The organism is Agrobacterium vitis (assembly GCF_037039395.1).
Lineage (GTDB): Bacteria > Pseudomonadota > Alphaproteobacteria > Rhizobiales > Rhizobiaceae > Allorhizobium > Allorhizobium vitis_E.
Genome location: NZ_CP146244.1, coordinates 588,190 through 614,625, shown reverse-complemented (window position 1 = coordinate 614,625; position 26,436 = coordinate 588,190). Strand labels below are relative to the sequence as shown.

Annotated in this window: 22 protein-coding genes; 9 read left to right on the top strand and 13 right to left on the bottom strand. The window is 59.4% G+C overall.

Annotated elements, in window-relative coordinates; translation table 11 throughout:
- Positions 1-23 precede the first annotated feature (23 nt).
- From V6582_RS24135 to V6582_RS24100, 8 genes are all read right to left on the bottom strand, one after another.
- Complete coding sequence (locus tag V6582_RS24135) at positions 24-791, bottom strand: ATP-binding cassette domain-containing protein (RefSeq protein ID WP_156630362.1); 768 nt, start codon at positions 789-791, stop codon at positions 24-26.
- On the bottom strand, positions 788-1,927 hold the full coding sequence (locus V6582_RS24130; RefSeq protein ID WP_156630363.1) for an ROK family transcriptional regulator: 1,140 nt from the start codon (positions 1,925-1,927) through the stop codon (positions 788-790). The genes V6582_RS24135 and V6582_RS24130 overlap by 4 nt, the downstream gene beginning before the upstream one ends.
- Positions 1,928-2,113: 186 nt before the next feature.
- Positions 2,114-3,004, bottom strand: a complete 891-nt coding sequence (locus tag V6582_RS24125) for an ABC transporter permease (protein WP_156630364.1) — start codon at positions 3,002-3,004, stop codon at positions 2,114-2,116.
- A gap of 32 nt (positions 3,005-3,036) precedes the next feature.
- The gene (locus V6582_RS24120) at positions 3,037-3,987 is read right to left on the bottom strand and encodes an ABC transporter permease (RefSeq protein ID WP_156630365.1); all 951 of its coding nucleotides are present in this window, start codon (positions 3,985-3,987) and stop codon (positions 3,037-3,039) included.
- A 176-nt stretch (positions 3,988-4,163) separates the two neighbouring features.
- Positions 4,164-5,828, bottom strand: coding sequence for a peptide ABC transporter substrate-binding protein (locus V6582_RS24115; RefSeq protein ID WP_156630366.1), 1,665 nt, complete (start codon positions 5,826-5,828; stop codon positions 4,164-4,166).
- 203 nt (positions 5,829-6,031) lie between these two features.
- Positions 6,032-7,363, bottom strand: coding sequence for an NAD(P)/FAD-dependent oxidoreductase (locus V6582_RS24110; RefSeq protein ID WP_156630367.1), 1,332 nt, complete (start codon positions 7,361-7,363; stop codon positions 6,032-6,034).
- Positions 7,364-7,552: 189 nt separating this feature from the next.
- Positions 7,553-8,002 carry a MarR family winged helix-turn-helix transcriptional regulator gene (locus V6582_RS24105; protein WP_060717212.1) on the bottom strand — a complete coding sequence of 150 codons (450 nt, stop codon included), beginning with the start codon at positions 8,000-8,002 and terminating at the stop codon, positions 7,553-7,555.
- Between the two features lie 387 nt (positions 8,003-8,389).
- Positions 8,390-10,039 carry an ABC transporter ATP-binding protein gene (locus V6582_RS24100; RefSeq protein ID WP_156630368.1) on the bottom strand — a complete coding sequence of 550 codons (1,650 nt, stop codon included), beginning with the start codon at positions 10,037-10,039 and terminating at the stop codon, positions 8,390-8,392.
- Positions 10,040-10,308: 269 nt separating this feature from the next.
- Here V6582_RS24100 and V6582_RS24095 point away from each other — a divergent pair, with 269 nt between their 5' ends.
- From V6582_RS24095 to V6582_RS24055, 9 genes are all read left to right on the top strand, one after another.
- On the top strand, positions 10,309-11,298 hold the full coding sequence (locus tag V6582_RS24095; protein ID WP_156630369.1) for a LysR substrate-binding domain-containing protein: 990 nt from the start codon (positions 10,309-10,311) through the stop codon (positions 11,296-11,298).
- Positions 11,299-11,403: 105 nt separating this feature from the next.
- A complete protein-coding gene (locus tag V6582_RS24090) occupies positions 11,404-12,486 on the top strand; it encodes an extracellular solute-binding protein (protein WP_234889549.1) in 1,083 nt (360 codons plus the stop codon).
- A 3-nt stretch (positions 12,487-12,489) separates the two neighbouring features.
- Positions 12,490-13,605 carry an ABC transporter ATP-binding protein gene (locus V6582_RS24085; protein WP_156630370.1) on the top strand — a complete coding sequence of 372 codons (1,116 nt, stop codon included), beginning with the start codon at positions 12,490-12,492 and terminating at the stop codon, positions 13,603-13,605.
- Positions 13,602-14,480, top strand: coding sequence for an ABC transporter permease (locus tag V6582_RS24080; RefSeq protein ID WP_156630371.1), 879 nt, complete (start codon positions 13,602-13,604; stop codon positions 14,478-14,480). Before V6582_RS24085 ends, V6582_RS24080 begins: the two co-directional genes overlap by 4 nt.
- Positions 14,477-15,274, top strand: coding sequence for an ABC transporter permease (locus V6582_RS24075; protein ID WP_156630372.1), 798 nt, complete (start codon positions 14,477-14,479; stop codon positions 15,272-15,274). The genes V6582_RS24080 and V6582_RS24075 overlap by 4 nt, the downstream gene beginning before the upstream one ends.
- Positions 15,267-16,748: a SidA/IucD/PvdA family monooxygenase gene (locus V6582_RS24070; RefSeq protein WP_156630373.1), complete on the top strand. Its 1,482-nt coding sequence runs from the start codon at positions 15,267-15,269 to the stop codon at positions 16,746-16,748. Before V6582_RS24075 ends, V6582_RS24070 begins: the two co-directional genes overlap by 8 nt.
- Positions 16,745-17,563, top strand: a complete 819-nt coding sequence (locus V6582_RS24065) for a creatininase family protein (RefSeq protein WP_156630374.1) — start codon at positions 16,745-16,747, stop codon at positions 17,561-17,563. The genes V6582_RS24070 and V6582_RS24065 overlap by 4 nt, the downstream gene beginning before the upstream one ends.
- Positions 17,564-17,577: 14 nt before the next feature.
- Complete coding sequence (locus V6582_RS24060; protein ID WP_156630375.1) at positions 17,578-18,624, top strand: questin oxidase family protein; 1,047 nt, start codon at positions 17,578-17,580, stop codon at positions 18,622-18,624.
- Complete coding sequence (locus V6582_RS24055) at positions 18,621-20,228, top strand: amidohydrolase family protein (protein ID WP_156630376.1); 1,608 nt, start codon at positions 18,621-18,623, stop codon at positions 20,226-20,228. Before V6582_RS24060 ends, V6582_RS24055 begins: the two co-directional genes overlap by 4 nt.
- On the opposite strand, the gene V6582_RS24050 is transcribed toward V6582_RS24055, so the two are convergent.
- The 5 genes from V6582_RS24050 to V6582_RS24030 are packed head-to-tail and all read right to left on the bottom strand — an operon-like array spanning position 20,222 to position 26,434.
- On the bottom strand, positions 20,222-21,511 hold the full coding sequence (locus V6582_RS24050) for an amidohydrolase family protein (protein WP_156630377.1): 1,290 nt from the start codon (positions 21,509-21,511) through the stop codon (positions 20,222-20,224). The genes V6582_RS24055 and V6582_RS24050 overlap by 7 nt on opposite strands.
- Before the next feature lie 16 nt (positions 21,512-21,527).
- Complete coding sequence (locus V6582_RS24045) at positions 21,528-22,472, bottom strand: ABC transporter permease (RefSeq protein WP_156630378.1); 945 nt, start codon at positions 22,470-22,472, stop codon at positions 21,528-21,530.
- Complete coding sequence (locus tag V6582_RS24040) at positions 22,469-23,518, bottom strand: ABC transporter permease (protein ID WP_156630379.1); 1,050 nt, start codon at positions 23,516-23,518, stop codon at positions 22,469-22,471. The genes V6582_RS24045 and V6582_RS24040 overlap by 4 nt, the downstream gene beginning before the upstream one ends.
- A complete protein-coding gene (locus V6582_RS24035; RefSeq protein WP_156630380.1) occupies positions 23,508-25,028 on the bottom strand; it encodes an ABC transporter ATP-binding protein in 1,521 nt (506 codons plus the stop codon). The genes V6582_RS24040 and V6582_RS24035 overlap by 11 nt, the downstream gene beginning before the upstream one ends.
- Positions 25,025-26,434 carry an amidase gene (locus V6582_RS24030; protein ID WP_156630381.1) on the bottom strand — a complete coding sequence of 470 codons (1,410 nt, stop codon included), beginning with the start codon at positions 26,432-26,434 and terminating at the stop codon, positions 25,025-25,027. The genes V6582_RS24035 and V6582_RS24030 overlap by 4 nt, the downstream gene beginning before the upstream one ends.
- Positions 26,435-26,436 lie beyond the last annotated feature (2 nt).

Here is a 26,436-nt window from a genome sequence, read left to right as displayed (position 1 = left end):
GTTCACCGGACCCCTTTTCATTTTTATTGGCTCACCGGTCCGGCTCCGGCGAGGGTTTGCCCTGTGATCATCTCGATCACTGCATCCGGGCTTGTCTGGCTTCGTTCCACATCTCCGGCAACAACGCCGTGGCGGATAACGACAATGCGATCTGCGACCTGAAAGGCCTGCTGCATGATATGGGTGATGATGACGATGCCGATGCCCTGGCTGGCGACATGACGGATCATGTCCAGCCCACGCCGGGTCTGTTCGACGCCAAGCGCTGCAAAGGGTTCATCGAGCAAGACCAGCTTGCCACCCCAATGCACGAAGCGGTTGAGCTCGATGGCCTGGCGCTGGCCGCCGGACAGATGCTCGACCTTGGTGCGCATGGAGGGAATACGGGTGCCGGCGCTGGCCAGCGCCTTGGCGGTAATGTTCTCCATGGCGCGTTCATCCAGAAAGGGAATGCCCGCCACCTTGCGGGTCAGCTCGCGGCCCATGAAGAAATTGCCGACCACATCGACATTGGTGCAGAGCGACAGGTCCTGGTAGACGGTTTCGATACCGGCACCCTTGGCCTCGGCGGGCGTCTTTGCCTGAAAAGGCTCGCCTTCAAACAGCATGCGTCCCGAGGTCGGCTGCAAGCCGCCCGAAATGATTTTCACCAGCGTCGATTTTCCCGCACCATTATCCCCGAGCAAGGCCACAACTTCGCCCTTGCCGATGGAGAAACTGATGCCCTTCAGGGCTTCGATTGCGCCGAAATTCATGCGGATATCGTCGAGGACGAGGAGGTTTTCGGTCATACGGCAATCCCTTTATCTGAGGTTTCAAACATCTGACCAAAGCGCGGCGACAGAACGCCGAAGACCGCGAGTGCAGCAGCCCCTCGCAGCGCCGAGCGCTGACAGTCGCTGGCGACAACAACCCGTGGAACGGTGCGATTGGTGCGGGCGGAAATCGAGTTGGTGAGACCGTTGCTCAGCGTCGCCAGCCGTTCAATCAGGGACTGCGGCGCAAGACCGCCCAGCACGATGGTTTCTGGGTCGAACAGGTTCTCGATCGTGCGGACAGCGCTGCGGAAAATCGGCGCAATCGCATCGACCCAAGCTTCCTCAGACAAACCACTTCTCTTGAATGCATCGAGCGACAGATAGCGCTCCAGGCAGCCACGATTTCCGCAATGACACAGTTCACCATCGGGAATGGCGGCGATATGGCCGATTTCGCCGGCATTGCCCCAGGCTCCCCGCATGACGACACCGTCATGCATCATGGCACCACCCAGGCCGACGCTGAAGAACAGATAGAAATAATCAGAGAACTGCTGTCCGAGACCATAAAGCTGCTCGCCCAAAGCAGCCGCTGCCATGTCGTTTTCCATGAAGGCTGGCAGACCCGTCGCATCGGCAAGCCGCTGACGGATATCGACATTCTTCCAGCCCGCCATGGTGGTCGGCCCGACAAAGCTCATGGAGTCCACATCGAACGGCCCTGGCAGAGCCAGACCTGCACCGAGCAACCGGCCCTGGCGCGGGCTTGCCTTCAGGTCTGCGACCATCTCGCCAATCAAGGCAAAAGCCTCGTCCGGCATGGCATTCGGCGCCGGGCGCTGGCGGCTTTCGACCACTTCGCCACGAAGATTGACGAGTGCCGCTTCAATGCCGAGCGGCGTCAGGTGAATGCCGACAGCATGGCCGCCTTCCGGGTTGATGGTCAGTGCCGATGGAGGAATGCCACGCCCCTTCGGTTTTTCCCGTACCGAAAGGAGAAGCCCCTGATCCTCAAGTTCGCGCACAATGGTGGACACGGTCTGGACCGTCAGGCCCACCCGTTCGGCAACATCGCCGCGTGTTGTCGGCCCGTGCAGCCGGATCGATTCCAAAACGATCCGCCGATTATACGGCCTTCCCGATTCTTGATTGGTGCCACGCAAAGCCATGTTGAAAGCCCCCTGGATGACAGAAGAGTGACACCGGTCTTTTATTTAGTCAAACGGTTTTCAAAAAAGAATCCCGCTATTTCTGCGGTCGCAGGATGACGTCTTCCGGGAGCGTCATAAAAGGCAAAAGCTAGAGTTTGTCAGGGAAAAGTGGTCACCGGTTTTCCCAAACAGACAGACTCTCGCTCACTCGCTGTCGCTGCGCGCGTCGAGCGCATCACGCAAGCCATCGCCAATGAAGTTGAAACTGGTGACGGCAAGCGTGATGGCGACACCTGGCACGATGGCAAGCCAGGGCGCGCTTCCCAGATATTGCTGCGCGCTGTTGAGCATATTGCCCCAACTCGGCAAGGGCGGCTGGATGCCGTAGCCGAGGAAGCTGACATAGGCTTCGAGCAGGATGGCACGGGCCACTGTCAGCGTGGCGGCAACGATGATTGGACCGACCGAATTGGGCAAAAGCTCGTGGATCATGATATGGGTGTTGCGCAGCCCCAGCATTCGGGCGGCCAGCACGAAATCGCGCTCGCGCAGCGAACGCACCTCCGCTTCCACGATCCGGGCGACTTCCATCCAGCATGTCACCGCGATGATGACCGTGATCATCAACGGGCTTGGCCTGATAAAGGCGGCAAGTGCCAGCAGCAGAAAGATCGACGGAAACGACAGGAAGGCATCGACAAAGCGCATCAGCACCGTGCCGATCAATCCACCGCGATACCCCGCGACCACACCGACGACGGCACCGATAGCGGTGGACATCAACATGGCGAAGAAGCCGATCAGCAGCGAAATACGTCCGGCATTGAACAGTCGCGCGGCGATATCACGCCCCAGCGGATCTGTGCCGAAAATGTGCGCCCCGGTCAGGGGTGGCGCAAAGCGGGCGCGCAGGTCGATAAACAACTCGTCATAGGGCAAAAGAGAGGGACCGACCGCACAGGCAAAGATCAACAGTGTGATCATCACCAGGCCGACAAGGGCGAGTTTGTGACGAAAGAACCGGCGCGCGACGCGGCTCCGCCACCAGCGCGAAGGCCGCGTGGGCGGCACCGGAGACGGAATGGCAATGGACATGGGCTTCTCCTTCGGTTCGCGACAGGGTTTCGTCAACCGAGCCGAATGCGGGGATCAACGAATGCGACAAGAAGATCGGCGGCAAGGCTGCCGATCAGCGCGAAGACGGCTGTAAACATCAGCAGGCCCATCACGACCGGATAGTCATGATAGCCAAGGCTGTCGAGGAACAGCCGACCCATACCCGGCCAGGTAAACACCGTCTCGGTGACGAGCGCGCCGCCGAGCACGATGGGAAGCTGCATGCCGGCAAGCGTAATCATCGGCAGCAACGCATTGCCAACGACATGTTTCATCAGCACGCGGCGGGGTGATACGCCTTTGGCCTTGGCGGTCCGCACGAAATCCTGGTTGATCACCTCCAGCGTGGCAGACCGCATATAGCGGCTCCACACAGCGATATCGACCAGCGCCAGCACAAGGCTCGGCATGACCAGATGGATGGCATAGTCGGACAGGGAGCCATTGCCGATCGTATACATGTTGCCAGCGGGCAACCATTTCAGCTTCAAGGCAAACACATAGATCGCCACAAGACCAAACCAGAATGTCGGGATCGAGAGCGCCACCATGGCGCCGACAGTCGCCGCATAGTCGAACATGGAATAGCGACGGGTGGCGCCCTTGATACCGATCCAGACACCGACAATGACGGCAATGACGGTCGATGTTCCCATCAGAAGCAGGGTGGCGAAGAAATGGCTTGATATGATCGACAGCACCGGCTGCTGGTCGCGGTAGGATTTCCCCCAGTCGCCTTGCAGCAGGCGCCAGACCCAATCGAGATACTGGATGGGCAGGGGCCGGTCGAGACCCATCTGATGGGCGATCCGGTCCATCGCCTCGCGCGTCGTGCCCGGCGTCAGCGCATATTGCGAAAGCGGGCCGCCAGGCGCGAGATTGAGGATGGCAAAGCCGATGATCGAAACGAGCAGCAGCAGAACCAGGCTCTGCATCAGCCGATTGAAAAGATAAGAGAGCATAGGCAGGCTCCGGTTCATGGGTGAACGGGCTCAGGCATGCCGGACGCCGAGGCGTCCGGCGCACTACAGCGCCGTGCGCCATATATGGCGCACAAAGGTTCGCTGTAGCTCCTTATATTCGTTGCATAATTCTCTCTTTAAACCGATTCCGGTTTAAAGATTTATGCAACATGTCGTTAGGCCCAGCGCCAGGTGGCGACGTTCCAGGTGTCGATGCGCACATTCACGTTGGGCGTCACGTTCTCGACGCCCTGCTTGTGGCCGCGCACGGTCGCATACTGGAACATTGGCAGAAGCGGCAGTTCCTTGCGCATGATCTCCTGGATCTTCAGGTAAACGGCCTTGCGCTCCTCCGGAACGAACAATTCGCCACCCGTGGTGAGCAACTCGTCTACTTGCTGGTTGGAAAACTGCCAGGTGTTCTGGCCGGAACCGCCCTTGGCCGGGATGGCCGTAGACCGGAAGAAATTGGAGGTGTCAGGATCGGACCCCGTCAGGAAATCCAGACCGACGATAACGGCATCGAACTTCGACAGCGTCCAGTAATCCCCCCACATCACCGCTGGCGGCAAGTTGGAAATAGTCATTTCCACGCCGATATCCTTGAAGGATTGTTGCAGGAATTGCTGCACCTGTTCGCGGATATGGTTGCCTGCTGTCGTCGAGCAGGTGAAAGATAGTTTAACCCCACCCTTGGCGCGAATGCCGTCGCTACCGGCCATCCAGCCAGCGTCATCCAGCAGCTTCTTGGCCTTGGCGATATCATATTCATGCTTCGGCAAATCAGGATTGAAGTAGAAGGACTGCTGCGGAACGTAGCTTTCGGTGGGGGTCGGCAGTCCGTAATAGAGCGCTTCGATAATCGACTGCTTGTCGATGGCGGCATACAGCGCTTCGCGCACCGCCGCTTCCTTGAACTGCGGGCGCTCCATGTTGAAGGTGAAGGATTCCACCGTCGAACCCGGCACCACATTGACCACCTTGCCATCCAGCCCCTTGGCTTCCTCGTAGTGATCGGGCGTGATCCATTGCAGGCCGACCACATCGATGTCACCCGTCTTGAACTGGGTGTACATGACATTCAGATCGGGAACGTATTTGTAAATCAGCTTTTCGACATAGGGGCCGTCACCAAAATAGTCCGGGTTGGCAGCCAGCAGGATATGATCTCCAGCGACCCGCTCAGCCCATTTGAACGGACCGGTGCCAACCGGCGCGGTGTTAAACGGCGCATTGTTCGGATCGGCGCTGGCAGACAGAAGATGTTTCGGCGTGATGAAGGTCGAGGCGAGGATGGACGGATAGGGCGCGAAGGGCTTGTCCATCCGCCAGGTAATTTCCGTGGGCGAAACAACGGTCAGGTCGCGGACGAATTCATGTCCGGTCTTACGCCAGCTGCGGAAATTGGCATCGACCAACAGTTCGAGCGTTGCCTTGACGTCTTCAGCGGTGAACGGTTTGCCGTCATGCCATGTCACGCCGTCGCGCAGCTTGACCTTCCACTTCAGGCCATCGGCGGAAATACCGCCGTTTTCGACGCTCGGCACTTCCACGGCCAACCCCGGAACGAATTTGCCAGCGGCGTCAACGCTGAACAGCGTATCGAATATGCTGAAATGAATGCCTTCATCCACTTCGATATGAGGCATATGCGGATTGAAAACCGTCGGCTCCTGCGAAAAGCCGACAGTCAGTTGCCCCTTGATCGATTTGGTCGCGGCACTGGCCGCGCGAATGCCTGAGAGTCCCGAGAGAAGCACGCCGGACGCTCCAAGCGCCATGAGACCAAGCGTCTGGCGACGCGTGGGATGCGGTATCGAATTGCGTTCCTTATCGGACATTGCATGTTCCCTTTTTTCTGGTGGTTATCGACCTTCATCCTGCTCGCTCTCTGCCGGAGCGATTTAATATGGCAAACCATTGAAAATGGTGCGCCGTATTGCATTTTCGAATATCTCAAGCCTCTGATGCATTTGAGATATTCGAAGTATGAAGGCGAGGATGCGTGAGCATCTTCGAAGCCTTCGCATAAGCCATGCCGCGTTCAAAAGCCGCTGATCAGTTCGATTTTCGAGCCATCGCTAAAGCGGCTGAACCGGAAATCCTTGCGATCGACGATCGGGTTGCGTCCCGTGACGATATCGGCCATCAGCCGACCGGCAGCTGGCCCGATACCGAAACCATGGCCGGAAAAGCCGGTGGCGACGTGAAAGCCTGGGATTGCATTGATGGCATCGATGACCGGAATGGCATCGGGCGTCACATCGATCATGCCGGCCCAGCGCTGTGAAATCTCCGCCTTTTCGAAGATCGGGAAGGCCTTCTTGAGTTGGGCGAGCGCTCCGTCGGTCATCGCCTTTGACGGCACCGGGTCCAGCACGCGGTTGTATTCGAAAGGAGACGCCTCATCGAGCGACCAGCGGCGCGGAATGCGCCACTCATCGAAGAACCGGCCCGTCAGCCGCAGATCGAGGGAGCGCCATTCGTGGCGCAGCGCGGGCAGGAAATTGCGGGCATACCGGAAAGAGGCCGGTACGATATCGACGATGTTCTGAAAGCCGTTGGCAATCGTGTAGCCGCCATCCGACCGCTTGCGAATGGCAAATCCATTCGACCAGATGGCCTCCTCCGGTCCACCCTCCAGCGGCTTGGTGCGCAGCACGGAATTCATCACTTTCAACTGCGGAAGGTCGAGGCCGTTATTGCCGCAGAACAGGTTGGACCATGCACCACCCGCCAGAACGACGGACTGACAGGCGATCTCGCCGCGCTCCGTCACCACACCCGACACCTTGCCGCCGGAAAGCTGAAGACCCCGCACCGCGCATTCGGTGAGGATGAAAGCGCCCCGGTCGCGGGCCGCCTCGGCAATAGCGGGTGCGGCCTTCTGCGGTTCGGCGCGGCAATCGCCCACTGTGTAAAGCGCACCGGCAATGTTCATGTCGGAGCCTGGATATTTCTCCCGGAACTCCTTGGCGCTCAGCATCCGGCTTTCGATCTGGTAGCCGTCCAGATTGCTGTTCCAGCGCTCGTGTTCGGCAAATTCCTTCTCGGTGGCGCAGGTAAACACGATGCCAGAGCGCTTGAATCCGGTTTCCCGGCCCGTGCGGCGGTTAAGATCGGCCCAGATGCGCAGCGACTCGGCCATCAGCGGCACTTCGCGCGGATCGCGCCTGGAAATCCGCACCCAACCCCAGTTGCGGCTGGACTGTTCGTGGCCGATGCCGCCTTTTTCGCAGAGCGCCACTCTCAGTCCCTGATCGGCAAGTTCGAGCGCCGTGGATGTACCGATAATGCCGCCGCCGATAACAACGACATCCACATGGCTCGGTAGTTCCGCATCCCCGTGGACGGGAACGACATAGGGACCTGGCATGGCAGAAAAACTCCTCAAGCTGGCAGTTGTTGTTTGTTGTTTCGGGAAATGCGGGTTCCACTTTTCTCTGACAAACTCTACAGCGCCGTGCGCCATATATGGCGCACGGCGCTGTAGCTCTTTATATCTGCTGCATAATTTTCTCCTGAAATCGATTCCGATTTAAGGAATTATGCAGTAGGGCAAGCCCTAAAGCCCCACGATGCGCCGATAAGTACGTCCGAGTACTGAAATCAGCATCTGATGTTCTTCGTCGGTAATATCGGGAAAGAAATCCCGCGATTGCTTCACCACGAGGGGACGAACACGTTTTGCCAGCGCAGCACCCTTGGGTGTGATGAACAGCCCCTGAGCGCGGTTATCGTCATCATCCGCCTCACGGCGCAGCAGTTCCTGCTCTTCCATCTGATCCACCAGCCGCACCATGGCCGACCGGTCCTTGAAGATCAGTTGCGCGATGACAGAAGACCGGATGCCCGGATGGCTATCGACCAGCAGCAGCGTGGTGATCTTGCCGGTCCCCTTGGCAACTTCGAGCTTACCAAGTTTCTGATCGAGATCACGGGAAACCGCCATGTTGATCGTGCGGATGTAATAGCTAAGGACATTTTCCAGAACATCCAGTTCTACCGCCGCCATCTGGTCGCCCCCTGCCCCACCGCCATCAACAAAAAACACCCCGCCGTACAGCTACTCAAGCGAAAGACACAATTAACCGATTTTCGGTTTACGCCCGAAAGCACAATTTTTTCAGTTTGTTGAACCCGTGATAGTGACGAAAGGACGTGGGACCATTCTATGGCCTACTCTCTTCTTGATAGGATTGAACGCCCATTAATGGACATTTGCAACTATTTTTTTGAGATTGAAGATGCAAATTTACGCATCTCGCAATATCGCCCAATATATAGCCGATCAGCCAGAAGACATACCCATTCCTGCACGATTGGCAGGCAACCGAACCTCGATTGAGGACAAGCACCCAAGGTCATTTCGAGCTGAAGCCGGGCCAGGCCAATGTGGGCATTATGCCATCACGGCAGGTTCCCATTCGCTGCCGGGAATAGCGGAGACGAGTTGGCGGGTATAGTCATGGGTAGGGTTGCGGAAGATCTGCGAGGGTGGTCCGTATTCAACAATACGGCCCTTATACATCACCGCGATCTCATCGCAGATCTGGCTGGCGACGCGCAGATCATGGGTGATAAAGGCCATGGCCAGTTTCATTTCCTGTTGCACTTCCGTCAGAAGCTGAAGGATCTGCGCCTGGATCGAAACATCGAGCGCCGAAACGGCTTCATCCGCAACGATCAGCATGGGATTGAACATCAATGCGCGGGCTATGCCGATACGCTGCCGCTGGCCGCCTGAAAATTCATGCGGATACCGGTCATAAGCGCCTGCATCGAGACCGACCCGCTCCAGAAGCCGCATCGCCCGTGTTCTCGCCTCATGGATGGGCGTCGCCTGCGCCACCGGACCGACGGTCAAGATGCGGCCGATGGTCTGACGGGGATTGAGGGAGGCGAAAGGGTCTTGAAAGATCATCTGGATATAGGGCCGCATCGGGCGGAAGGCCTCTTCCGACAGGGGTGCAATATCACGGCCACCGAAGAGGATTTCGCCGGAATCGCTGTTCATCAGCTTGACGAGAAGACGCCCAAGCGATGATTTCCCCGACCCGGATTCCCCAACAATACCCAGCGTCCGGCCTTTGGCGATCGTGAACGAGACATCATCGACCGCCTTGATCACGCGTCCTTTCGACAGGAAACCTGAACTTGTGCCATAGGTCTTGCAGAGATTTCGGGCCTCCAGAACAACGGGGGTATCCGCCTCATTGTCGCGGTCGGTGGCGCGCATACGCGGCACGGCGGCAAGCAGCCTTTGCGTATAGGGATGATCAGGGTTTTTCAGCACCACGGATGCCGGCCCTTGTTCGACGACATGCCCCTTTTCCATGACAATCACACGGTCGGCAATCTCGGCCACCACGCCGAAATCATGGGTAATGAACATTACACTCATCTGCTTGCGGCGTTGGATAGACGCGATCAGTTCAAGGATCTGCGCCTGTGTTGTCACGTCGAGGGCGGTGGTCGGCTCGTCGGCGATCAACACCTTCGGTTCAAGCGCCAGCGCCATGGCAATCATCACGCGCTGTCGTTGACCGCCGGACAATCGGAAGGGATATTGATGCTGCATCAGTTCCGGGTCCGGCAGCCCCACTTCGGTGATCAACTCGAGAACGCGGACCCTGCGCTCCTGCTGCGTGCCAATGCCGTGAGCTTCCATGACCTCGGCGATCTGATCGCCTACGGTCATCAGCGGGTTGAGCGCCGACAAAGGGTCTTGGAAAATCATCGAAACGACCCGGCCACGCAACGCGCGCAAGGTGGCGTCATCGGCCCCCACCAGTTCCTGGCCCTCCAGCATAATGCTGCCGGATACAATGTGGAGAGACTGTGCCAGAAGTCCCATCGTGGCATTGGCCGTCACGGATTTGCCCGAGCCGGATTCGCCGATAATGCAGAGAATTTCTCCAGCCTTCAGGTCGAAGGACATATCTTCCACCGCATATCGGCGGTCCATGCCCGGCGGCAAGCCGACAGTCAATCCTCGTACGGACAGCAGCTTACCTGCCTCGCTAGCATCGTCTTGAACAGTTTTCGCCATGAGTTTCCCCTTATTGTTGCGCTTGACGCTCTTTTGAAAACAGAGATGCAAGAAAGGTGCCGTAACGCCGCAGGGTCCCCAATCCGTTACATATGACTATGCGCCAAGACCCAATGACCGGGCGAAACCGCCTCATTGTGCTTGGGACCTGTGCTGGCGGCGGGGTCGCCTGGCATAGGCTCGAAAGCGGAAAGGCCCCCGTTACCCAGCCGGCAACTGGCATAGAAAATGCTTTTCATCAAGTTACTCACCGTCAAAGGAGTACGAGCATGTCGGAGCAGGCCTATGCAAATCTCGATATCCGTATGATGCGCACCCTGCGCTTGCTGCTGACGGAATGCAGCGTGTCGCGCACAGCCGATCTGCTGGGCCAGGCGCAGCCGACCGTCAGCCTGACCCTGAAGCGGCTGCGCGATATTTTTCAGGACCCGCTGCTGGTGCGTTCCGGCAGCGCGCTGGTGCCGACCGAGCGCGGGCTGGCGCTGCGCTCGGCTATGAATGACATTCTCGGACGGATCGATACCCACCTGATTTCTCCGACCGCTTTCGATCCCGCCGCATCCGTTCGTCATTTTCGCATTGTTGCCAGCAATTGTCTCGGCACCGTGTTCATGCCGCAACTGATCGGCGCGATCACCGACATGGCCCCCGGCATTTCCATCGATGCCTCGCCAATGCCATCCCAGGATGACCTGCTATCGGGATTGTCTGAGGGCCGGATCGACGCAGTGATCGGCAATTGGCCCCACCCGCCGGAGCACCTGCGCATCGCGCCGATGCTGAAGACCGATATCGTCTGCATGGTCAGATCCACGCATCGTTTTGCGCGACGCAACCGGGATCGCATCCGGCTCGATGAATATCTCGAGGAAAGCCATCTGTCCCCGACGTCAGAACGGGACGCGCAATTCAGCCCCATCGACGGACGATTGCTCGATCTCGGCGTCAAGCGGCATATCCGCGCCACGGTGCCGGAATATTCCATCGCGCCCTACGTGCTGGCCCGCTCCGACCTCGTCTTCACCACCGGACGGCACTTTGCCGAACAGGTGGCGCAAACCTTCCCCTTCGCGGTTCTGGACGCTCCGGTTGAATTGGGGCAGATGCACTTCTATACGCTCTGGCACGACCGCAAACATCACGCGCCAGACCAGGCGTGGCTGCGCCGGATGATCAAGAATGCCTCCACCGAGATGCAAGCGCTCGACCGCCCCGGCCCCTTGCCTCTTCCGCCGGTGCGCCACATGCAGCTCAGCTGAAGGTGGTTCGATCAACGCAATAGACACTATTGCCTTTGCCTTATGGCCGTTTCGATCGAAAGTCCGCACACTGTCCTCATCGCAACAAGAACCGGATGGGGCTCCATGAAACGGACAGGTATCACACGGCGTGACGTGCTGGCGGGAATGGCGGCGGGTGCTGCCGCAGGGGTGGTTTCAAATGCGGGCATCGCACGCGCCGCAGTCTCCGACATGGTCTGGGCAACCTGGGACTCCAACGGCCATCCTGAATATGTTGCCGCCTTTGAAAAGGAAACCGGCGTCAAGGTCAAGCTTTCCTATCTCTCCAGCGAAGACGCACAGTTTGCCGCGCTGAAAACCGGGGCCGCTGCCGATTGGGACATGATCAATCCGTCGCTGAACGGCAGTTGGCGCTATATCAAGGCCGGTCTGCTGAAGGAGCTGGACCTGTCGAAAATTCCCAATGCCAGCCTGATGTATGATGTCTTCAAATCCACACCCAAGGTAATGGACGAGGCTGGCAAGACCTTTGCCATTCCCTATCTCTGGGGCCTGAACCCGATCGTCTACCGCAAGGACAAGTTCGACAAGGAGCCTGATTATACCACGCTCTTCGATGCGAAATATTCCGGCCAGCTCGCCATGCGCGATTACGCCCTGGAATCCATCGCCATCGCCGGTCTGGTTGCCGGTGTGCCGCGCGACAAAGTGTTCGTGATGGAGGCCAAGGAACTGGCCGAGGCGAAGAAACTGCTGATCACCCAGAAGCCGCTGCTGCGCACCTACTGGCAGACCATCGGCGACCTGACCAATCTTTTCGCCACAGGCGAAGTCTCCTGCGCCTTCTCCTGGCGCGTACCCTATGACGAGCTACAGGCCAAGCTGCCAATGGGCATGGCCAAGCCGAAAGCTGGCGTGATGGGCTGGTGCGACTGCTTCGGCATGCCTGCCGATCTTTCGCCGGAAAAAACCGAAATCGGCTATAAATTCATCAATTATCTGCTTGGGCCGAGCTATTCCACCGATGTGGCCCGGATCGGTCATTACGCCACCACCTCCTCGGTTATCCGTGACAAGCTTTCGCATGAAGAACAGGCAACGATCTTCGTTGACGATATGGACGTGATGAAATCCTTCATGTGGCCGGTAGCTCCGCCCAATTATTCCGACTGGCTGAAAATCTGGAACGAAGTCAAGGCGAGCTGAGGCATGACGCAGGCATGGGATACGACAGCACCGGACCAAAACCTCGGAACCGGTTTGCCGATGCTCTTGTCCGCAAGAGGCCTCGTCAAGTCCTATGGCCGCAACCGTGCGGTCGATGGCGTGGACCTGGAGATTCCAGAGCGCGCCTTCACCACCTTTCTCGGCCCCTCCGGCTGCGGCAAAACGACGATCCTGCGGATGATCGGCGGTTTCGAGGCCCCGGATGCCGGGTCGCTGGTTCTCGACGGACGCTCATTGGCGGGCGTGCCGCCCGAGCGGCGGCCGGTCAACACGGTGTTCCAGAATTACGCCCTGTTTCCGCATCTGACCGTGTTCGAGAATGTCGCCTTTTCCCTCACCTTGCGCCGTGGCGCACAGGACCCGGCACCGCGTGTGAAGCGCGCGCTGGACGCCGTACACATGGGCGAATTCAGCAGCCGCTATCCGCACCAGCTGTCGGGTGGCCAGCAGCAACGGGTGGCGGTGGCCCGCGCCATCATCGCCGAGCCGCATCTGCTGTTGCTTGATGAGCCGCTTTCGGCATTGGATCGCAAGATGCGCGGGCATTTGCAGATCGAGCTGAAAGACCTGCAACGGCGCCTCGGCATTGCTTTCGTCTATGTCACCCATGACCAGGAGGAAGCGTTTGCGCTGTCGGATATCGTCGTGGTGATGAACAAGGGCAAGATCGCCCAGAAAGCCGACCCGGTGACGCTGTATGCGCGACCTGCCGACACGTTCGTCGCCGATTTTATCGGCTCGGCGAGCCTGGTGGAGGGCGAAATTCTGGCGATTGATACGGAGACGGCAACCATCGGGACGCCGCTTGGAACCATCACCACTTCAGCCATCCATGGTCTTGCGAAAGGCGAACGCGCCGCCCTGGTGATCCGGCCTGAACATTTGCGGCTCGGCGCAACGGATGGACATGCTCCGCCATCTCTAGCTCTCACAGGGAAGGTCCGACATGCCGTCTTCAAGGGCGACCGTTATCTGATCGAGGCGGACATATCAGGCGTGACGGCGCGGCTGATGGCTGACCGGCCAGCGGAACCGGACTCGACAATCACGATGACGCTCGACTGCGCTTCCTGCTTCATCACGAGGCTTGCATCATGACGCTCGCCCTCAACCGTGCGCATCTGGCGCTTCCCGTCTCACTGCTGCTGGTCCTGGGCTGTCTCTTGCCGCTGATGCTGCTGGTGGCCTTCAGCCTGTTCACGGTGGATCTGGATGCTTTCGTCATGGTGCCGGACCTTTCCCTGCATAGCTGGGGGCAGATGATCTCCAATCCGGTCTTTGCCCTGTTGATCGGCAAGGCGGTTCTGTCCGGGCTGGTCACCGCCCTTCTGGCGGCGGTGCTCGGTTATCCCATCGCGCTCGCCATTTCCCGGCTGCCTATCGCCTGGAAGGGCATTGCCCAGATCGTGCTGTTGACGCCGCTTTATACCGGCGAAATCGTCCGCATCTATGCTTGGCGTGTGGTTCTGGGCTCCGAAGGGCTGGTCAATGCGGTGTTGAAATGGCTTGGTCTGATTGATCAGCCCGTCAAATTCCTGTTGTTTTCGCCTTTCACCACCCATCTCGTTCTTCTCTACGACACGCTGCCCTTCATGGTGCTGCCAATCTGGATTTCGACGGAATTGATCGATCGACGCTTGATCGAAGCCGCCCGCGATCTCGGCGCCCGCCCACTCGATGCCTTCACAAGGGTGATCTTTCCGCTGACGGTGCCGGGCCTTGCTGTCGGCTTGCTGGCAGTCTTCGCCCTCGCCGCCGGTGACATGCTGACACCAAGCATGCTGGGTGGCACCTCCGGCGCAACCCCGATGACGATGATCGACAACCTGTTCGGCACGGCTTTCGACTGGCCGCTCGCCTCAGCCCTGGCGCTGTGCCTGTTAATTGCGCTGTTTGCAACGGCAAGCACTATGGCCTGGCTGCTGCTGCGGCTGAAAGGGGCGCGGGCCGTCCTTCAGGGGAGCTTGAAATGAACCGGCGGATCATCCTGACACTTGGCTTGGCTGTCGGCTTCTTCTACCTGCCGATCATCGTGCTGGCGCTTTTTTCCTTCAATGCCTCCAGCCTGATGGCTTTTCCGTTAAGCGGTTTCACGCTGTCCTGGTACAAAGACCTGTTCGGCAATGCGACCTTTCTGAATGGCTTCCTGACCAGTTTCCTGATCTCACAGCCCGTTGGCCTGCTGGCGGCCTTGATCGGTCTTTGCGCGGCCCTGGCCCTTGCTTCGTCAAAGCTCGCCCTTCGTCCGGTCTTCATCTTTCTGATTGTCCTGCCGTTTCTGGTACCGAAAACGGTGCTGTCGATTGCCCAGGCCATGCTGATGAACTGGGTAGGGCTGGGACGCGGGGCCGGTGCGCTGATCGCTGCGCAAACATTGGTCGCCATCCCGTTTGCTACCACCATCATTGCCGCCACCGTCATCCGTCTCGACAAACGGCTGGAAGATGCCGCTCGCGATTTGGGGGCCACCCCCTGGCAAAGTTTTCGCCGTATCGTGCTGCCGCAGTTGAAGGGCGCCATCGGCGCGGCCTATTCCATCGGTGTCATCCTGTCGCTCGCAGATCTGACCATTTCGATGTTTCTCGCCGGTCGCACCCAGCCGCTGTCGTTGATCGTCGCATCGCAATTCCGGCGCGAGCTGAAGCCCGACCTCAACGCCATGCAGGTCGTGGTGCTTTTGCTGACAGCCTTGATTGTCATTGCCAGCGAGCTTTATCGCCGCAATCGGCACAAACACAGTGTTTCAGGACCCTCAGACCATGCTTGACCCTCTCCCCGACGCCGTCGCAGCACTTGCCCGTTTAAAGGACGCTGCAAGAGCCGATCTTGCCGCCCTCGCCTATCCGGCGGCTCCCTGGCTTGCGCCACTGTCCGTCTCTGCCCCATCCGTCTGCGATGTCGCCATCGTTGGCGGGGGACAGTCGGCGATCACCATTGCGGCGGCGCTGAAATGGGATGGGGTCCAGCAGATCCGCCTGTTCGACAGCGCCCCGGCTGGCGCGGAAGGGCCATGGATCACCTTTGCCCGCATGGAAGAATTGCGCACCCCCAAAACGGCGGTCGGCAACGAATTCAACGTCGCCAATCTCTCGGTGCGCCGCTGGTTCGAAACCCGCTATGGGCTCGAGGCCTGGCAGACGCTGGGCCGCATCCCCCGCACCGATTGGAAGGCCTATCTGGACTGGTATGCCGAGGTTTTCGACATTGCCATTACCAATGAAACAAGCGTTACGGATGTGTCGCCCGAAGGCGACCTTATGGCCGTCATCACTCTGCGGCAGGGACATGTCGAGCGCCATCTGGCGCGGGCCGTGGTTCTGGCCACCGGATTTGACGGTGCCGGTGCCTGGCGGGTGCCGCGCTTCATTTCAGACGCTTTGCCACCAGAGTTCTATGACCATACCAACGGACCGGTGGATTTCCATCGCTTGAAGGGCAAGCGGATCGGCATTCTCGGTCACGGCGCCTCAGCCTTCGACAATGCCGTCACCGCGCTGAACAGCGGCGCTGCCTCGGTCGATCTCTGCTTTCGCCGGACACGTCTGCCCCGCACCAATCCGCACCGCGCTTTGGAAGCACCGCCGCTTCTCAGTGGTTTTGGGGCGCTTTCCGACCATACTCGCTGGCAAATCGCCCGGTTTTTCCGCAGTACCGATCAGCCACCGCCGGTGCGCGCCTTTGAGACGGCCATGGCCCTGCCGGGCTTTACCCTGCGCCCCGCCACACCGTGGCTGGAGGTTTTTGAAAAGGACGGCGCCGTGTCGGTGAAAACGCCCGATGGCGTGCTGGTTTTCGATCACCTTTTGCTGGCAACCGGCATGGATGTCGATCTCTCAGCACGCCCGGAACTGAAAACCCTGGCCCCAAAAGTTGCGCTTTGGAGTGAGCACTTCACGCCTCCCGCCGGAGAGGAAGATGCGCGGCTGTCGCAATTGCCCTATCTCGACCCCTATTATGCGTTCCTACCGAAGGTGCCGGAAGACAGCTGGGTCAGCCGGGTTTTTGCCTTCAACAGCGCGAGTTTCGTCAGCCATGGCCCGCATTCCACCTCGATCAGCGGCCATCGCTATGCGCTGCCAAGGGTGGTGCGCGGTATCGAGCGCCGAATGTTGCTGGATCAGGAACAGGCTATCCTGCCGGGGCTGGAGGCCTATTGCTCGCAGGACCTGCCGGTCAGTGATGATTTCGAAGCTGATATTGCTGCCCGAAATGCGGCACGGATGATGGAAAAAGCATCATGATCAGGTCTTTCTACTGGGTCGATCATTCAACCCAGGCCTTTGCCGATCGGGATCTCTCAAAAACCGTGGTGGTGCTTCCCATCGCCGCTGTCGAGCAACACGGCCCGCATCTGCCCGTCGATGTCGATGCGGCCATCAATGCGGAGATCATCCGGCGCACGGTGGAACGCTTGCAGCCGGACACCGACGTCCTGTTCCTGCCGCCCATGGTGGTCGGGAAATCCGACGAGCACATCGCCTTCCCCGGCACGTTGGCGATCTCCGGCGAAACCCTGCGCCACGTCTGGCTGGATCTGGCCCGCAGCGTCAAACGTGCGGGTGCGGCGAAATTGATTCTGTTCAATTCCCATGGCGGCCAGATGGCGCTGATGGACATCATCTGCCGCGATATCCGTATCGAGCTTGGCATGTTGGCGGTTTCCTTTTCCTGGTTCCGCATCGCGCCGGTGGAGGATCTGTTTTCACGCGAGGAAATCGACCACGGCATCCATGGTGGCGACATCGAAACCAGCATGATGCTGGCAATTGCGCCGGAGCGGGTGGCCATGGACAAAGCCGAGGATTTCATCCCCCTGACGGTGGCGATTGCCGAGGCCGGTAGCATGTTGACGGCAGAAGGTGCCGTGGGTTTCGGCTGGCAGGCGCAGGATCTGCATCCGGCTGGCGTCTGCGGAAATGCCAGCAATGCAACGGCGCAGAAGGGCCAGATCGTGCTTGATCGTGCCGCCGACGGACTTGTCAACCTGATTGCTGCGACGCAGGCCTTCGATCTTTCGCAACTTACATCGCAGACGCGCTTTTCGAACCTGTGCTGAGCGAGGAGAACACCATGATGGCACCAGCCAAAGCAGCGGAGGTCGAGGCACTGCTTGCCGAAATGCCCGTCTGGGGATCGGAATTTACCGGTACCTTCGCCAACCATGCGCCCATGGTGCTCTGCGCCCTGGCCGAAATTGGCGGCACACCTGCCCAGATGCGCCGTTTTTTCAACCACTATAAAAGCTATAAAAAACTGCTGCCCTTCGGCCAGCCATCCACGCCGCTTGATGCAGCAAGCTGGCGCTCCGTTCTCGGTCAACGCGAGCGGGAGCCGGATCTGCGGCTGTTTTTTTCCGCTGAAGTCTCCCGGCTCGGAATAGAGGCAGCGCTCAAGCACTATCTGCCGGATCTTGCACCAGGCGTAGCGGCAAGCGCCTTCCACGCCCTGATGCGCACGGCCTATGGCGTGTTGCGCCAAAACGAAGATGATATCGCCATTGCGCTTGCCTATTGGGCGGCGACCTATCTGGCACTGCCGCCTGCGACCGGCGCAAGCCCTGTCACCGATGATCCGGCAGAAGTGCTGCGCCGGGTCACGCTGATCGCCCCCATGCACACGCTGACGCTTCATGATCTTCTGTGGCAGAACATGCGTGACGCTGCCGCCCTGCCGGATTTTGTTCCTGTTGTAGACTGGCTAGAGATCGGCTCCGATACGATGGAAAAAATGGCTGATGTCGCCATCCGCTTATTTGCGGCCACTCAGCATTTCGCCGCCCTTCATGTGGTCACAGGCCTGCATTGGATACGCCTGCTCAGCCCCACTTGCGACCGGCAAACCCAGGGCACCCTGCTGCGGGTATTCTGGCAGGCGATTGCGGCGCTGATGCGTGAACTGGACTTTCCGACCCTGCCGCTGGAGGAGGAGATCTCGCGCTGGCGTGCGCTGCCCGTACCGGATTGGCCGGAGATTTTTGCGGCGGCAGCCAGCAGCTATGACGAACATGATATCAGCCTTGCCTATTCGGCAGCGCAGGAAATGACGATCTATGCAGACCCGCTCTGTCGCGTGGCCGCAGCGCGGCGTCTCGGCCTGATTGGAGACTATCGGACATGACACAGGCCATTGCGATGCCGGACAATCCCGGCGCAGATTGCATCATCGAGGCCGGCACCGTGCTGACCGGCCTTGAGGCCGGCACCGGGCTGACCGGCCTTGGCGCGGATGGCAAAATGACCATGCGTCACGATGTCGGTATCCGCGTCGAGAAGGGGATGATTGCCCAAATCGGGCCGATGGAAGCGGTCGGCTATGGCAATGACCACCTGCCACGCTTTGGCTCGCGCCGGATGATTGCCATGCCGGGCCTCGTCAACGCGCACCACCATTTCGGTGTGACGCCGCTGATGCAAGGCGTGCCTTTTGCGCCACTGGAACTCTGGCTGCCGCAATTTCGCGCCATGCGCCGCATCGACCAGCGGCTGGATACGCTTTATTCGGCGATCGAAATGCTGGAAAGCGGCACGACCACCGTGCAGCACATCCATAGCGGCTTTTCCGGCACGCCGGATAGCTGGATGCAGACGGCAGAAGCAACCATCTCGGCCTATGGCGAAATCGGCATGCGGCTCGGCTATTGCTTCATGATCCGCGACCGCAATATTCTGTCCTACGAGCCGGATGCCGATATCTTGAGCCGCCTGCCTGCCAAGGCGCGTGACTGGATTGCGCCACAGCTGGCGAATGCCGATATTCCGGTAGCCCGGCTGATGGAATTCTACCAGGACCTGCGCAATCGTTTTATGAAAAACGACCCGCAGCATATCCGCATGAATCTGGCGCCCGCCAATCTGCACTGGTGCAGCGATGATGCCTTGCAGACGATTTTCGAGACGGCCAAGGCGGCTGGTGGCCAGGTTCACATGCATCTTCTCGAAACCGAGCGGCAGGCGGAATTTGCCCGGCGCACCTATGGCCGCAGCGCGGTCAAGCATCTGCAAAAACTGCAATGCCTTGATGCCAATGTGACGCTTGGCCACGGCAACTGGACGAGCGGCGAGGATCTCGACATCATCGCCTCCTGCGGCTGTACCATCTGCCACAATGCCTCTTCCGGCCTCAGGCTCGGCAGTGGCATCGCGCCTCTCAACGAGATGCGGCGGCGTGGTATTCCGGTGGCCCTCGGCATCGACCAGTCGAATATTGCCGACGACCGCGACATGACGCTGGAAATGAAACTGGTCTGGGCGCTGCATCGGGAAACCGGGCTTTGGAACGATAGGCCGGATGCGGGCGCGGTACTGCAAATGGCCAGCGAACATGGCGCGGCCTCTGCCGGGTTCGGTGGATTTACCGGACGCCTCGAACCCGGCTGGCAAGCCGATATCGTGCTGATGGACATGAACCGCATCGCCCGCCCAGCCATCAACCCACGCACTCCGCCCGTGGAAGCCCTGCTGCATCGCGGTGGGCGTCACGCCATAGAACAGGTTTTCGTTGGTGGAAGACTGGTCGTCGATGGCGGTCGCGTGACAACCGTGGACCGCGATGCCGTGATGGCGGAAATCGAGGCCATTTTATCACGCCCGGAAACATCAGCGGAACGAGACGCCTGGCAGGCGGTAGAAACGCTGCTACCGCATCTCGAATCCAGCCTGCGCCAGCTTGGCCTTGGGGCTGGTTATCGTCGTTACCGCTACAATTCAATGTCGGATCAGTAAACCGGCACGTAATCGCGCCCGCTATCAATAGCCGCAGGGCGACCTTCCAGAAACAGCTCTCCAATGCGGGGTGCTGTGCGGGAAATCACCTTGCCGCCCTTGACCACGAACAGGCGCGAGGGCTTGAGGCGTAGCGCCTCAAACACGTCAGCGGCCTGCAACACCACGAGATCGGCCTTGCAGCCAATCTCTAGGCCATAGCCTTCGAGACCCATGGTTTTCGCGGAATTGACGGTGAGAGCGTCAAAAATCTGTCGCTTGTCGTCCAGCCCACCCATCTGCGCCACATGGATGGCCATATGGCCCACCTCCAGCATGTCGGCTGATCCCATAGAATACCAAGGGTCCATGGTGCAATCCTGACCGAAGGAGACGTTGAGGCCCGCCGCCATCAACTCGCGCACCCGTGTCATGCCGCGACGTTTCGGATAGGTGTCGTGGCGGCCCTGGAGCATGATGTTGATCAGCGGGTTGGGGATGACATTGATCTGCGCTTCCGCCATCAGCGGAATAAGCTTGGAGACGTAATAATTATCCATGGAATGCATGGAGGTGAGATGCGATCCCGCCACGCGGCCTTGCAGCCCATGGCGAATGGTTTCCGCCGCCAGCGTCTCGATATGGCGTGACATCGGATCGTCAGTCTCGTCGCAATGGATATCGACTGGCAGGCCCCGCTCGGCAGCGATACGGCAGAGAGCCTCCAGCGACAATCGCCCCTCATCCATCGTCCGCTCGAAATGCGGAATGCCGCCGACGATGTCTATGCCCATATCCAGTGCGCGGTTGAGCGAGGAAACGCCGCCTTCAGCACGGTAATAGCCATCCTGCGGAAAGGCCACGAGCTGCAACTGGATATAGGGTGCCACCCGTTCGCGCACCTCAATCAAAGCTTCTGCTGTGACCAGTCTTGGATCGGACGTATCGACGTGGCTTCGGATAAACAGCAGGCCTTGAGAGACCGCGAGATCGCAGTAGCGCAAGGCGCGTTCAACCAGCGCCTCCTTGGTCAGCAGCGGTCGCAGCTCGCCCCAGAGCGCGATGCCTTCCAGCAATGTGCCTGACACATTCATGCGCGGCATGCCAAGTGACAGCGTTGCATCCATGTGAAAATGCGGATCGCAAAAGGGTGGGCTAACGAGGCGGCCCGTTGCATCGATCTCCTCGCCGCACACAGCATCCAGCCGCTTTTCGATGGCGGTGATCTTTCCGCCGGAAAGGCCAATATCGAAACCCTTGCGGCCATCTGGCAGGTTGGCATTGCGGATGATGAGATCGAACATGGCGTGTTTCCTTCGCTCAGCGCTCGCCGCGCCGATAGGGTTGCATCAGCGCCTGCGGTACGCGGGCGCGGCGCGCCATCACCGCAAGGGCGGCGATGGACAGGATGTAGGGGGTCATCAGAAACAGTTGGTAGGGCACTGCCCCGCCCAGCGCCGTTTGCAGGCGCAGTTGAAAGCCATCGAAAAATGCAAAAAGCAGTGCACCCAGCAGCGCCCGCCCCGGACGCCACGATGAAAACACCACGAGTGCAATGCAAATCCAGCCGCGTCCCTGCACCATGGTGGGGAAAAAGCTGTTGAACGCCGACAGCGTCAGGAAAGCCCCGGCCATGCCCATCAGGGCCGAGCCAGCAATCACGGCACCGTAGCGCACCGCCATTGGGTTAATTCCTTGCGCTTCCGCCGCATGGGGGTTTTCGCCGGTCATGCGGATGGCAAGGCCCAGTGGGGTGCGAAAGATGACATAGGCGAGAATGACCGCCAGCAGAATGGCAAGATAGGTTGGCGGTGTCTGCACGAAAAAGGCAGGGCCGACAAAGGGCAGATCGCTGAGACCCGGAATGGCTATCGGCTTGAACGGAACGATGGTGGGCGGGGAGCCTGCGACTGGAACCGCCAGACGGAAGGTGTAATAGCTGAAGCTGGACGCAAACAGCGTAATCCCGAGGCCACAGACATGCTGGGATAGTCCGAGCGTGACCGTCAAAAGCGCATGTAAAGTGCCGAAAACACCGCCCGCAAGTGCCGCAATCAAAAGGCCAGTCCACAGATCAGCACCGTGATAGACCGATAACCAGCCAATCATGGCACCGAACGTCATAATGCCTTCGATGCCGAGATTAAGCACGCCCGCCCGTTCGCACAATAAAGCGCCCAGCGTGCCGAAAATCAGTGGCGTCGCAATCCTGAGGACTGCGGCCCAAAGACCCGTTGAAACAAGGATGTCCATCATGGCACTCATCGGACAATCCTGTATTGGGTGAAAAACAGCGCGGTCAGCATGGTCAGTAGCGAGAGCGCCACCGTCACATCGGCAATATAGCTGGGAATGCCCATGGCGCGGCTCATGCCGTCGGCACCGACGAACATGGTGGCCGTAAACAGCGCCGCCAGCACAACGCCCAGCGGATTAAGATTGGCCAGCATGGCCACCACAATGCCCGAATAGCCATAGCCGGGAGAAAGGTCCGTCGTCACATAGCCCTTGACGCCCATGACTTCCACAGCCCCTGCAAGCCCCGCAAGACCACCGGAAATGCAGGCAACTGTGACCAGCGTGCGGCCAAGCGGCACGCCAGCAAAAACGGCCCCTGCCGGGTTGAGGCCAGCCGCTCTTGAGCGAATGCCAAACACCGTACGCTGCTGGACAAAATGCAGCACAAGAGCCAGCAGCACGGCAATGACGAGGCCCAAATGCAGGCGTGAGCGCGAAAGCAGCTTTGGCAACATGGCAGCATCGGCCACCGATTGCGATTGCGGCCAACCGAAAGCCATCGGGTCTTTCAACACGGTATCAATCAGCATTGAGACAAACAGCACGGCAACGAAATTGAGCAGCAGGGTTGTCACCACTTCGTCCACGGAAAAGCGCAGGCGCAGCCAAAGCGGCAGGAGCAACAAAACCATGCCCGCAAGTGCGCCGAGGATCAGCAGGGCGGGAATCTGGATCACTGGGGGTAAATCACCCAAAAGATGCGAACTTGCCGCCGCAACGGTGATGGCACCGAGATAAAGCTGGCCCTCGGCCCCAATGTTCCACAGCCGCGCCCGAAACGCCACTGCCGCCGAAAGACCTGTCAGTATCAGGGGTGTCGCGCGGGTCAGTGTTTCTGTGGTTGAAAGTCGCGAGCCGAAAGCACCGGTGAGAATCCGCCAATAGGCTTCCAGAACCGGTGCACCGGCTATGGCAATGAGAATGCCTGAGATCGCCAACGCGGCGACAATGGCCATGATCGGCGTGGCGATAACCAGCACAAGCGGACGATGTTCGCGTCGCTCAAACCGCATGGGACATCTCCGTCTGCCATTCACCTGCCATCATCAGGCCGAGTTTGCGGGCATTGGCGTCCTCCGCGTTGATCGGCGGCGAGAGCTTTCCACCAACAATGGCCTGAATGCGGTCGGCTAGCGCCATAACCTCGTCCAGATCCTCGGAAATCAGCAGCACAGCGGTTCCGGCCCTGCGTGCTTCGAGAATGCGCTCATGTACCGCCGCCACCGCCCCTTCGTCCAGACCCCGCGCGGGCTGGGCCGCCAGAAGAATACGGGGTCGATTGATGAGGTTGCGGCCCAGAATAAGTTTCTGCATATTGCCGCCGGACAGCAGCCGGATGCGGCTGGCGGGCGTGCCACCGCGTACATCGAATTGTTCGATGATGGTGCGGGCGAATTCCATCCCCGCCTTGCGATTAACAAGACCGCGCCGTGAAAAGGCAGGGAGGCGCTCAAGGATAGCATTTTCCCAGATCGCCATCTCGCCGATCACGCCTTCCTTATTGCGGTCTTCAGGAATGCGACCGATGCCAGCCGTCACGGCATCTGCCACCGAGAGACTATCCATCGGGGTGCCGAACACCAGAAGGTTGCCAGCCGTATGCGGCATGGTGCCGGAGAGCACTTGCGCCAAAGCGCCCTGACCATTGCCGGAAACGCCAATGATGCCGAGAACCTCGCCAGCCCGCAGCCGGAAATCGATTGCCTTCAGCACATCGACCCCGTCTTTGCGGACGCTCAGGTGTGCTGCTTCCAGAACAATATCACCGGGTTTGGAGGCCTCTCGCACGGGTCGGGTCACAGTGCGCCCCACCATAAGCTCGGCAAGCTCTGCCTTGCTGGTATCTGCTGCCTTGCGTTCCGCCACCCGCCGCCCGCCCCGCAGCACCACGATCCGGTCGGCGGCAGACATCACCTCATCCAGCTTGTGGGAAATGAAAATCAGCGACAGGCCCTGTGCTGCCATGTCTTTCAAGGTGGCAAACAGTGTTTCCGCCTCAACTTGGGTGAGAACGGCGGTCGGTTCATCCAGCACCAGAATGCGGGCATCATTGTAGAGCGCCTTGAGGATTTCGACACGCTGCTGCTCGCCCACCGAGAGATCACCGAGACGGGCATCGGGATCGACTTTCAGGCCAAAGCGGCTGGAAATGGCCATGAGCTTTTCCCGTGCCTGCGCACGCCGTGACCGCGGGGACCATAGGCTCTCTGTTCCCGTTGTGACGTTTTCCAAAACGGTCAGGTTTGGGGCCAGCGAAAAATGCTGATGCACCATGCCAATGCCTGCCCGAATGGCGGCGCGCGGTTTGCCGGGTGGCAACTCCTTGCCCTCCACCAGAACCTTGCCGGTATCTGGCACATAATGGCCAAAAAGGATGCTCATCAGGGTGGTTTTTCCCGCCCCGTTTTCCCCCAGTAGCGCCAGAATTTCGCCCTTCGCCAGTGATAGCGAAATGTCATCATTGGCCCGATTGCTGCCAAACCGTTTGCTGACCCCAATGATGTCGAGCACTGGCACGGTCATGGTGCAAATCCAGCAATCGGAAATCTTTGCTGGAATCGCTCGTCCTGCTCAAGGCGGTCCGCCAGTTGTAAAAGCAGCGGCTCACTGCCCATCGGGGCCAGCATTTGCACCGGAAGTGGCAAGCCGGAAGCATCGCTTCCATATGGCAGGGTGATGGCCGGGCAGCCTGACGCATTGGCAAGGGCTGCGAGCGGTGCAAAGCGCGCCATACGGTCGAAATGCAGATCGGTATCGCGATGATCGCTGGGGAAAGAGCCGATTGGCAAGGGTGCTGATGACAGCATCGGGCACAACAGACAATCAACATCCTCGAACAACCGCCATAGATCGCGGCTGACAAGCACCATGGCGTTAAGGCTGCGCCAGAGATGGGCGGCGGGCAGTGCCAGTCCGCGCTCAATGGTCGCCTGTGTCAGTGTTTCGGTCTTGGATGCATCAAGGTTGAATTTCGAAAACGTTTCGGCGAGATTAGCACAGACGATATTGACAAAGGCATCGTTGCTTGCCGCCGCTGGCTGGGCGATTTGTGAAAAGGCAATGGGCACAAGCTGATGGCCATCGGCTTCCAATGCTTGCCCTGCCTCATCAATTGCCACCAAGCGGTCACTGTCGGTGGCGTATTGATCGCCAGTGTCGGTGAGAATGCCGATGCGCAAGCGGCCAGCCTTTGGCGGCGTGGGCGAAAATGGCGGGAATGGACCTTTCACATTGCCACTGAGCACAGAAAAGCTAGTTGCCGTGTCGCGCACGGATCGGGAAATGACCAACTCGCTGGCAATACCGCCCAAATGATTGCCAAAGCTGGGCCCAGAGGGCATGGCCCCTCGGCTGGGTTTCAGGCCAACAAGGCCGCAGCAAGCGGCGGGCACGCGGATGGAGCCGCCCGCATCGGTGGCATGGGCAATGGCCACAATGCCAGCAGCAACAGCGGCCGCAGCACCACCAGAAGATCCGCCAGCCGTGCGGGCACTATCCAGCGGATTACGGCAGATGGGGCCAATCTGCGGCTCGCTTGCCAGCGAAAGGCCAAATTCCGGGCTGGTGGTCAGGCCGAAAACGCAAAAGCCCTCAGCTCGAAAACGCACCGCCAGATCGGAATCAACCAGCCCGCCACGGCGCGCCATGAGCCTTGATCCCGCCACCACCGGAAAACCCGCAAACGGCCCGCCCAGATCCTTGGCGAGCGTTGGCACGCCTGCAAAGGCCATGGCAGAGCGCGGCGTGGCGTCCAGCGGCAGGGCATCGAGTGTCCTCGCCGCCTCAAGGCCTTTTTCCGCATCGATATAGGCAATGGCACCCAGATCATTGAGCGCCTCAGTGGCAGAGATTGCGGCCTGCATTGCCTCGGTTGCAGACAAGCGACCGCGTGCGATTGCTTGGGCCAGAGCAGTAGCATCAGCTTGCATGG

Coding starts and splice junctions, on each gene's coding strand:
- V6582_RS24080 (WP_156630371.1), top strand. CDS start 13,602: ATGACGCTCGCCCTCAACCGTGCGCATCTGGCGCTTCCCGTCTCACTG.
- V6582_RS24105 (WP_060717212.1), bottom strand. CDS start 8,002: ATGGCGGCGGTAGAACTGGATGTTCTGGAAAATGTCCTTAGCTATTAC.
- V6582_RS24130 (WP_156630363.1), bottom strand. CDS start 1,927: ATGGCTTTGCGTGGCACCAATCAAGAATCGGGAAGGCCGTATAATCGG.
- V6582_RS24040 (WP_156630379.1), bottom strand. CDS start 23,518: ATGCGGTTTGAGCGACGCGAACATCGTCCGCTTGTGCTGGTTATCGCC.
- V6582_RS24045 (WP_156630378.1), bottom strand. CDS start 22,472: ATGAGTGCCATGATGGACATCCTTGTTTCAACGGGTCTTTGGGCCGCA.
- V6582_RS24090 (WP_234889549.1), top strand. CDS start 11,404: ATGAAACGGACAGGTATCACACGGCGTGACGTGCTGGCGGGAATGGCG.
- V6582_RS24095 (WP_156630369.1), top strand. CDS start 10,309: ATGTCGGAGCAGGCCTATGCAAATCTCGATATCCGTATGATGCGCACC.
- V6582_RS24065 (WP_156630374.1), top strand. CDS start 16,745: ATGATCAGGTCTTTCTACTGGGTCGATCATTCAACCCAGGCCTTTGCC.
- V6582_RS24075 (WP_156630372.1), top strand. CDS start 14,477: ATGAACCGGCGGATCATCCTGACACTTGGCTTGGCTGTCGGCTTCTTC.
- V6582_RS24135 (WP_156630362.1), bottom strand. CDS start 791: ATGACCGAAAACCTCCTCGTCCTCGACGATATCCGCATGAATTTCGGC.
- V6582_RS24120 (WP_156630365.1), bottom strand. CDS start 3,987: ATGCTCTCTTATCTTTTCAATCGGCTGATGCAGAGCCTGGTTCTGCTG.
- V6582_RS24030 (WP_156630381.1), bottom strand. CDS start 26,434: ATGCAAGCTGATGCTACTGCTCTGGCCCAAGCAATCGCACGCGGTCGC.
- V6582_RS24070 (WP_156630373.1), top strand. CDS start 15,267: ATGCTTGACCCTCTCCCCGACGCCGTCGCAGCACTTGCCCGTTTAAAG.
- V6582_RS24055 (WP_156630376.1), top strand. CDS start 18,621: ATGACACAGGCCATTGCGATGCCGGACAATCCCGGCGCAGATTGCATC.
- V6582_RS24050 (WP_156630377.1), bottom strand. CDS start 21,511: ATGTTCGATCTCATCATCCGCAATGCCAACCTGCCAGATGGCCGCAAG.
- V6582_RS24035 (WP_156630380.1), bottom strand. CDS start 25,028: ATGACCGTGCCAGTGCTCGACATCATTGGGGTCAGCAAACGGTTTGGC.
- V6582_RS24125 (WP_156630364.1), bottom strand. CDS start 3,004: ATGTCCATTGCCATTCCGTCTCCGGTGCCGCCCACGCGGCCTTCGCGC.
- V6582_RS24060 (WP_156630375.1), top strand. CDS start 17,578: ATGATGGCACCAGCCAAAGCAGCGGAGGTCGAGGCACTGCTTGCCGAA.
- V6582_RS24110 (WP_156630367.1), bottom strand. CDS start 7,363: ATGCCAGGTCCCTATGTCGTTCCCGTCCACGGGGATGCGGAACTACCG.
- V6582_RS24115 (WP_156630366.1), bottom strand. CDS start 5,828: ATGTCCGATAAGGAACGCAATTCGATACCGCATCCCACGCGTCGCCAG.
- V6582_RS24100 (WP_156630368.1), bottom strand. CDS start 10,039: ATGGCGAAAACTGTTCAAGACGATGCTAGCGAGGCAGGTAAGCTGCTG.
- V6582_RS24085 (WP_156630370.1), top strand. CDS start 12,490: ATGACGCAGGCATGGGATACGACAGCACCGGACCAAAACCTCGGAACC.